Origin of the sequence: Streptomyces sp., from assembly GCF_031181705.1 — a bacterium.
GTDB lineage: Bacteria > Actinomycetota > Actinomycetes > Streptomycetales > Streptomycetaceae > Streptomyces.
In genome coordinates this window covers 1-7,448 of sequence record NZ_JAPSKN010000199.1, presented here as the reverse complement: position 1 = coordinate 7,448, position 7,448 = coordinate 1, and the positions used below count along the sequence as shown (strand labels likewise).

At 73.6% G+C, this 7,448-nt stretch carries 8 protein-coding genes and 1 tRNA gene; 5 read left to right on the top strand and 4 right to left on the bottom strand.

Going from position 1 to position 7,448, the window contains the following annotated elements; all coding sequences use genetic code 11:
* Positions 1 to 14: 14 nt before the first annotated feature.
* Positions 15 to 452 carry an alternative ribosome rescue aminoacyl-tRNA hydrolase ArfB gene (arfB, locus tag RIN80_RS25200; protein WP_309097940.1) on the bottom strand — a complete coding sequence of 146 codons (438 nt, stop codon included), beginning with the start codon at positions 450 to 452 and terminating at the stop codon, positions 15 to 17.
* A gap of 158 nt (positions 453 to 610) precedes the next feature.
* Here arfB and RIN80_RS25195 point away from each other — a divergent pair, with 158 nt between their 5' ends.
* A complete protein-coding gene (locus RIN80_RS25195) occupies positions 611 to 1,186 on the top strand; it encodes a TerD family protein (protein WP_309097939.1) in 576 nt (191 codons plus the stop codon).
* A gap of 141 nt (positions 1,187 to 1,327) precedes the next feature.
* On the opposite strand, the gene RIN80_RS25190 is transcribed toward RIN80_RS25195, so the two are convergent.
* Positions 1,328 to 2,779, bottom strand: coding sequence for a M1 family metallopeptidase (locus RIN80_RS25190; protein ID WP_375141811.1), 1,452 nt, complete (start codon positions 2,777 to 2,779; stop codon positions 1,328 to 1,330).
* On the opposite strand from RIN80_RS25190, the gene RIN80_RS25185 reads away from it, so the two are divergent.
* Positions 2,769 to 3,269 carry a hypothetical protein gene (locus tag RIN80_RS25185; RefSeq protein WP_309097938.1) on the top strand — a complete coding sequence of 167 codons (501 nt, stop codon included), beginning with the start codon at positions 2,769 to 2,771 and terminating at the stop codon, positions 3,267 to 3,269. The two genes, RIN80_RS25190 and RIN80_RS25185, sit on opposite strands and share 11 nt — an antisense overlap.
* 31 nt (positions 3,270 to 3,300) lie before the next feature.
* Here the strand turns inward: RIN80_RS25185 and RIN80_RS25180 are convergent, their stop codons facing one another.
* Complete coding sequence (locus RIN80_RS25180; protein ID WP_309097937.1) at positions 3,301 to 3,978, bottom strand: pentapeptide repeat-containing protein; 678 nt, start codon at positions 3,976 to 3,978, stop codon at positions 3,301 to 3,303.
* A gap of 141 nt (positions 3,979 to 4,119) precedes the next feature.
* On the opposite strand from RIN80_RS25180, the gene RIN80_RS25175 reads away from it, so the two are divergent.
* The 3 genes from RIN80_RS25175 (at position 4,120) to RIN80_RS25165 (ending at position 7,319) form a co-directional block, all read left to right on the top strand.
* On the top strand, positions 4,120 to 5,280 hold the full coding sequence (locus tag RIN80_RS25175) for an FAD-dependent oxidoreductase (protein ID WP_309097936.1): 1,161 nt from the start codon (positions 4,120 to 4,122) through the stop codon (positions 5,278 to 5,280).
* A 59-nt stretch (positions 5,281 to 5,339) separates the two neighbouring features.
* Entirely contained in the window at positions 5,340 to 6,323 is a 984-nt protein-coding gene (locus tag RIN80_RS25170; protein WP_309097935.1) for a zinc-binding dehydrogenase, read from the top strand.
* Between the two features lie 75 nt (positions 6,324 to 6,398).
* Positions 6,399 to 7,319, top strand: a complete 921-nt coding sequence (locus RIN80_RS25165) for an aminoglycoside phosphotransferase family protein (RefSeq protein WP_375141810.1) — start codon at positions 6,399 to 6,401, stop codon at positions 7,317 to 7,319.
* A 3-nt stretch (positions 7,320 to 7,322) separates the two neighbouring features.
* On the opposite strand, the gene RIN80_RS25160 is transcribed toward RIN80_RS25165, so the two are convergent.
* Positions 7,323 to 7,396 (bottom strand) — tRNA-Thr (locus RIN80_RS25160).
* Positions 7,397 to 7,448 lie beyond the last annotated feature (52 nt).

The window sequence follows — 7,448 nt, the reverse complement described above, 5'->3', positions numbered from 1 at the left end:
GTTCCAGTTCTGCGCTAGTTCCAGTTCTGCGCGGAGCGGCCCCGCTTGGTCTCCGAGCGCTGCTTCTTCTCCCGCAGCCGGCGTTCGTTGATGCCGCGCGGGACGCGGGTCGGCCTGCGGGGCCGGGGCGGGGGCGCGGTGGCCTCGGCCAGCAGCGCGGCGAGGCGTACGGCGGCGGTCTCGCGGTTGCGCCACTGGGAGCGGTGCTCGGAGGAGCGCACGGTGACGACCCCGTCCACCAGCCGCCCGGCCAGCCGCTCCAGCGCCCGCTGCTTCCACACGGCGGGCAGCGCCTCGGTCCGGGCCAGGTCGAAACTCAGTTCCACCTTGGAGTCACTGGTGTTGACGTGCTGCCCGCCCGGCCCCGAGGAACGCGAGAAACGCCACATGAGCTCGGCCTCGGGCAGGGAGACGGAGCCGCGGATGACATGGGGACCGGACATGCCGTCCATGTTCCCGCTCCTGTCCGGTCCACGTCACCCGAATATTCCGGGTAAAGAAAGTAAAGGACCTGGAACCTCGCGTACCCCTCTCCACGTTGGAGGGGGTAGCTGTAGCTTCGGTGCCGCAGCTTCTCTGCCGCACAAAACGAGGGAAGGGACTCCCAACAATGGCTGTAAGCCTGTCCAAGGGTGGCAACGTCTCGCTCACCAAGGAGGCTCCGGGCCTGACCGCCGTCACCGTGGGCCTCGGCTGGGACGTCCGCACCACCACCGGCACGGACTTCGACCTCGACGCCTCCGCGATCGCGGTCAACACGCAGGGCAAGGTCTACTCGGACGCCCACTTCGTCTTCTTCAACAACAAGCAGACGCCGGACAACACGATCGTCCACACCGGTGACAACCGCACGGGTGAGGGCGCCGGCGACGACGAGGCGATCAACGTCGACCTCGCCGCCCTCCCGGCCGACATCGACAAGATCGTCTTCCCGGTCTCGATCTACGACGCCGAGAACCGCTCGCAGAACTTCGGCCAGGTGCGCAACGCCTACATCCGCATCGTCAACCAGGCCGGCGGCGCCGAGATCGCCCGCTACGACCTGTCGGAGGACGCCGCCACGGAGACGGCCATGGTCTTCGGCGAGCTCTACCGCAACGGCGCCGAGTGGAAGTTCCGCGCCGTCGGCCAGGGCTACGCCTCGGGCCTGGTCGGCATCGCCCAGGACTTCGGCGTGAACGTCTGACGGACGCCCGAGCCATGTGAGGCAAGTCCCCCGGGCCGGACGACCGGCCCGGGGGCCCTCCCCCTCAGAGGCACGGGGAACCGCGCGACAAGCCGCCACGAGGCCCTTACCGCCGCCCGGGCGCAGCGCGCTCAGGCACTCTCAGGCCCGCTTTGGCCTGCCCTCCCCGTACAGCCAGTCGTCCCAGATCGCCTTGAAGTCCTCCCCGGGCGCCCGCTTCTCCACGTACGCCGTGAAGTCGGCCGTGGTGGCGTTCCCGTGCCGGTACTCGGCCGCCCAGCCCCTGAGGATCCGCCGGAACTCCTCGTCCCCGACGGTCTGGCGGACCTTGTGCAGCACCATCGCGCCCCGCCAGTACACCGGCGGGTCGGAGATCCGCGCGGCGCTCGGCGGGTCCGCCGGGGGGAACGCCCAGACGGCCTCACCGGCCTCCGCCGTGGCGAAGTAGTCGCCGGAGTACAGCGCGTCGAAGGTCTCCTGCGCGCTGCGCCCGCCGTGCTCCTCCTCCCACAGCCACTCCGCGTACGTGGCGAAGCCCTCGTTGAGCCACATGTCCCGCCAGCTCCCGGGGGAGACGGAGTCGCCGTACCACTGGTGCGCCAGCTCGTGGACGAGGAGCGTGGTGTCGGGGGCGCCCGGGAAGACCGGCCGGGTCTGGGTCTCCAGTGCGTAGCCGAGGTCGGGCGCGTGGTCCACGATCGCGCCGGCGGAGGAGAAGGGGTACGGCCCGAACCACCCCTGCGCCCAGCGCAGCACCTCGGGGATCCGCCCGAGCACCGGCCGGCTCGCCGCCGCCTCGGCCGGGTCCACGGCCGTGTACACGGGCAGTGCGCCCCCGGCCCGGGAACGGCCGATGTCGAAGCGGCCGATCGCGAGCGTGGCGAGGTAGCTCGCCATCGGCTCGGAGGAGTGCCACACGAACGTCGTCCGGCCCCGCGCGGTCGTCTCGGCCCGCAACTCCCCGTTGGACACGGCCCGCAGCCCCTGCGGCACGGTCACCGTGAGGTCGTACGCCGCCTTGTCGGAGGGGTGGTGGTTGCCGGGGAACCACGTCATCGACCCGGTCGGCTCGCCCAGCGCGAGCACCCCGTCCGCGGTGCGCAGCCAGCCCTCCAGGGAGCCGTCCGGGTCGGTGACCGTCCCGGGCGCGCCGGAGTAGCGGACGGTCACCCGGAACGTCTCGTCCCGGTCGACGTCCTCGCGCGGCCGGACCGTGAGCTCCTGCCCCGCTCGGTTGAAACGGGCGGTCTCGTCGCCGACGGTGACCTTCTCCACCTCCAGGCCGAGCAGGTCCAGGTTGAACGCGGAGAGGTCCTGGGTGGCCCGTGCGGTGAGGGTGGCCGTGCCGGTCAGGTGGTGCGCGTCCGGGTCGTAGGCGAGGCGCAGGCCGTAGTGGGAGACGTCGTAACCGCCGTTGCCCGCCTTCGGGAAGAACGGGTCGCGTACGCCGGAGCCGCCCGGGGTGCCGTGCACTCCGCCGCCGCAGCCGGTGAGGGCGAGGAGGGAGGCGAGCAGGGCGGGAACAAGTCGTACAGATCGGGCCACGCCCGCGATCCTACGGTCGCGTGACACCATCACCTGCGTGCTCGACATCGGCTACGCCCTCTCCAACCGCTTCCCCGACCCGCCGCAGACCGACTACCGCCGCGCGGACGTCCGCGCCCTGCGGCACGACCTGTTCTGCGGTGACGTCTACCTGGCGGACACCAAGACCGACCACGAGGTGTCCACGGCCTGGGGATGGGTGCCGGTGCTCGACTTCGCGTGGGCCCTGTGCGACATCGTGGAGCGGCTCGACCGCGACCCGGCGGGCTCCCGGGCGTCCCGGCCGCAGCGGGCGGAGCTGGACTTCACCGAGTCGACCGACCGGATGCTCTTCGAGCGCCGCTTCGGCTGGGTGGACATCGAGGCCGACTGGATGCGCGCGGAGGAACCCCCGCTCACCGTCTCCCACGCCGAACTGCGCCGCGAGGCCCGGGACTTCCTGCACGACCTGATCGCCGACCTCACCGACCTGCACGACGACCTAGCGGAGAACCCGGCGATCTGGACCCTCCAGGCCCGCTTCCCCCGCCTGCCGTAACCCGCCCGCAGCCCGGCGAGCCTTCCGGGGCTCAGCCCTCCACCCGGATCCCCCACTGCGCCGCCAGCACCGGCGCCAGATCCAGCAGCTGGGCCGGGCTGATCACCGCCCCGGCGAGCCGGTCCAGGCCCCGGCTGATCTCCAGGGACGCGGCCCCGCGCAGGTCGACGTCGACCAGGGTCGCCGCGTGCAGGTCGGCCCCCTTCAGCACGCAGTCGGTGAACTCCACCCGCTCCAGACGCGCCCCGCCGAAGTCCGGCTCGACCAGCACACAGCCCTCGAAGACGACGTCTCTGAGCCTCGCCGTGCGCAGGTTCAGATAGTCGATCTTGCCGCCGCGGATCAGCACCCGCTCCAGCACCGCCCCGTGCAGTTGCGGCCCGCCGAGCCGGGCGTCGGTCAGCTCCACGTCCCGCAGGGTCGCCTCGGCGAGGTCCGTACCGACGCCCCGGACGCCGTTGAGGACCGAGTCCAGGACGCGGGCGTGCCGCAGCCGCGTCTCCTCCAGGACGCATCCCGTCAGGGCGCAGTCCATGAACCGCGCGCCCGAGCCGTCCTGCCCGGTCAGGTCCCGCTCCCGGAACTCCAGCCCGTCGTAGTCCCCGTCCGGCTCCAGTCCGCCCCCCTCGTACGGCTCCAGCGGGGGCAGCCGCACCTCCGGTCGCCGCGCCCCCTTCACACCCGCACCGCCAACCGCTCTCCTCGCCATGCGCCCATGCTGCACCCCGCCACTGACAACGCCCCCGACCCGCGCGGACACCGCCATGTCACATGCCGTGGCCCCGGCCCGTCGTACTCACGAGAACGGACAGGCGACCCGCGAGGGCCGATCGAGGGGAGACCCCCAGTCATGCACCGCATCACCGTCATCGGCGGCGGCTTCGCCGGACTGACCGCGGCCATCACCGCTGCCGAGGCGGGCGCCAAGGTCACCGTCCACGAGGCCCACCACACCCTCGGCGGCCGGGCCCGCACCGCCGACGGCCCCTACCGGACCAACGAGGGGCCGCACGCCCTGTACAACGGCGGCCCGCACTGGGCCTGGCTCAGGCAGCGCGACCTCATCGGCCCGCTCGCCCCGCTGCCGCCGCTGGAGGCCGCCCGGCTCCGGCTGCGCCACCACGGCGTACTGCGCCGGACCCCGCCCTTCCCGATGCTGAAGCTGCTGCGCCGGACCGCCCGGCAGGCGCCCGTGGACGTCGACTTCCTCACCTGGGCCACCGGCATCGCGGGCGAGGAGGGCGCCCGCGCCGCCGCCCACTACTCCGCGGTCGCCCTCTTCCACCACGACCCCGGATCGCTGTCGGCCGCCTTCGTGCAGGAGCGGCTGCGCCGCGCCACCAAGCTCCCGCCCGAGGCGCACTACCCGCGCGGCGGCTGGGCCTCCCTCATCGACCGGATGGCCGCCCACGCCTGGAACCTGGGCGTCCGGATGGAGACCCTGTCGCGCGTCGACGCGCTCCCCACCGACACGCCCGTGGTCGTCGCGACCTCCCTGGACGCCGCCCGGCGCCTGCTCGGCGACGACTCCCTGACCTGGCCGAGCGGCCGTACCGTCCTGGTCGACCTGGCCGTCCGCACCCGCCGCGGGGACGCCTTCGCGGTCTCCGACCTGGACGCGCCCGGCTGGCTGGAACGGTTCACCGCCCAGGACCGTACGCTCGCCCCGGCCGGCGAGCAGCTGATCCAGGGCCAGATCCCCATCGCGCCGCACGAGTCGAAGGCCGACGGCACCGCCCGTGCCGAGCAGTTGCTCGACCTGGGCTTCCCGGGCTGGCGCGAGCGGGTCACCTGGCGGCGCGACGCCGTGGCCAACGGCCGTACGGGCGCGGTCGACCTGCCCGGCACCAGCTGGCGCGACCGGCCCGCCGTGGACCGGGGCGGCGGTGTCTACCTCGCCGGCGACCAGGTCGCGGCCCCCGGAGTGCTGTCGGAGGTCTCCTTCAACAGCGCCCTGACGGCGGTCTCCCTGGCCCTCGGGCGGCGCGAGCTTGACCTCAAGCAAGCTTGAGGTCGAAGGCTGGGGCCGACGACCGCCACGGGCAGACCCCGACGACACGAGGAGCCGCCATGCGCGCCATCCGCCTGCACGCCTTCGGCCCGGCCGAGAACCTCACCTACGAAGAGGTCGAGGACCCCCGCCCGGGCCCCGGCCAGGTCCGTGTCGCCGTACGGGCGGCGGGCGTCCACCTCCTGGACGCGGCCCTGCGCGAGGGCGTGCCGGGCGGCCCGGCGAACGAGCCGACGCCCCTGCCCACCATCCCCGGCCGCGAGGTCGCCGGCGTCGTCGAGTCCCTGGGCGCGGACGTCGACCCGGGCTGGCTCGGCAAGCGGGTCGTGGCCCACCTGGGCTTCGTCCCCGGTGGCTACGCCGAACTGGCCGTCACCGGGGCCGGACGCCTGCACGAGATCCCCGGCGGCCTGGACTTCGCCGAGGCCGTCGCCATGATCGGCACGGGCCGTACGGTGATGGGCATCCTGCAGTTCGCCGACCTCGGCCCCGACTCGGTCGCCGTCGTCCCGGCGGCCGCCGGAGGCATCGGCACCCTTGTCGTGCAGTACGCGAAGAACGCCGGCGCCACCGTCGTGGGACTGGCCGGCGGGCCGGTCAAGACCGCCCGGGTGCGGGCCGGCGGCGCCGACCTCGCCGTCGACTACACGGACCCCGACTGGCCCGGCAAGGTCCGCGCCCACCTCGGCGGCCGGACCGCGACCGTCGTCTTCGACGGCGTGGGCGGCGACGTGGCCCGCGAGGCCGTCGCCCTGCTCGGCCCCGGCGGCCGGCACATCGTCTTCGGCTGGTCCGGCGAGGGCATCAAGGAGGGCGGGCCCTACCTGGTCGAAGGGGTGTCGGAGCAGGTCCTCGGCCCCGTGATGCTGCGCAGGGCGGGCGGCCCCGACCCCGTCCGCACCCTCGAACTGCGCGCCCTCGCCGAGGCCGCGGCCGGCCGGCTCACCCCGGCCGTGCAGCGGTTCCCGCTCGCCGAGGCCGCCGCGGCGCACCGCGCGCTGGAGAACCGGGGGACGATCGGCAAGGTGGTCCTGGAGCCCTGACCGAGGCCCGGCCCCGGCCGGAAGCGACCGCTTCCCCGCCTTATTCACCTGACGCTCCCGGCACACCCCACTACCGTGCCGCAGGTGATCGAGATTCCCCGGGAACTGGCCGCGTCACAGGAGAAGTACAACGGGGAGGCGGGCCGCGCCTTCATCGCCGCGCTGCCGGACCTGACGGCCCGCTTCCTCGACCACTGGGCACTGACCCCGGACGGGCCGCCCCTGCACGGCGTGTCCGCCCTGGTCCTCCCGGTCCGCGGCCGGGACGGTACGCCCGCGGTCCTCAAGCTCCAGATCCGCGACGAGGAGAGCGAGGGCGAACCGGTCGCCCTGCGCTGCTGGGACGGCGACGGGGCCGTCCGTCTCCTGGACCACGACGAACCCACCGGCACCATGCTGCTGGAACGCCTCGACGAGACCCGCATGCTCTCCCACGTCGCGGACCCCCGCCAGGCCGTCGTCACCATCGCCGGGCTCCTCGCCCACCTCACCTCGTTCCCCGCCCCACCCGGCATGCGCCGCCTCGGCGGCATCGCCCGGGAGATGCTCGAGCAGACACCCCGGGCCCTGGCCCGCGTCCCCGACCCCGCGGCACGCGGCCTGATCGCGGACTGCGCGGCCGCCGTCCGCGAGGTCGCCGACGAACCGGGCGACCGCCTCCTGCACTGGGACCTGCACGACGAGAACGTCCTGGCCTGCGACCGCGCCCCCTGGCTCGCCATCGACCCCAAGCCCCTGGCGGGCGACCCCGGCTTCGAGCTGTGGCCGGCCCTCGCCGGCCGCTACGACCCGGACGACCTCCACTGGCGCTTCGACGCCATGACCGACATCCTCGCCCTGGACCGCGCCCGCGCCCACGCCTGGACCCTCGGCCGCCTCCTGCAGAACGCCCTCTGGGACGTCGAGGACGCCCGCCCCCTCGACCCCGCCCAACTGGACATGGCCCGCCGCCTGAACGAAAAGCCCAGGTCCGGGACGACCCGGCCTGGGCATTGAGGGAGCCCCCTGTCGGATTCGAACCGACGACCTACGCATTACAAGTGCGTTGCTCTGGCCAGCTGAGCTAAGGAGGCACGCGCGCCACGACGCCGCGCGCGAGGCGGCACCACTGTACACAGAGGCCGT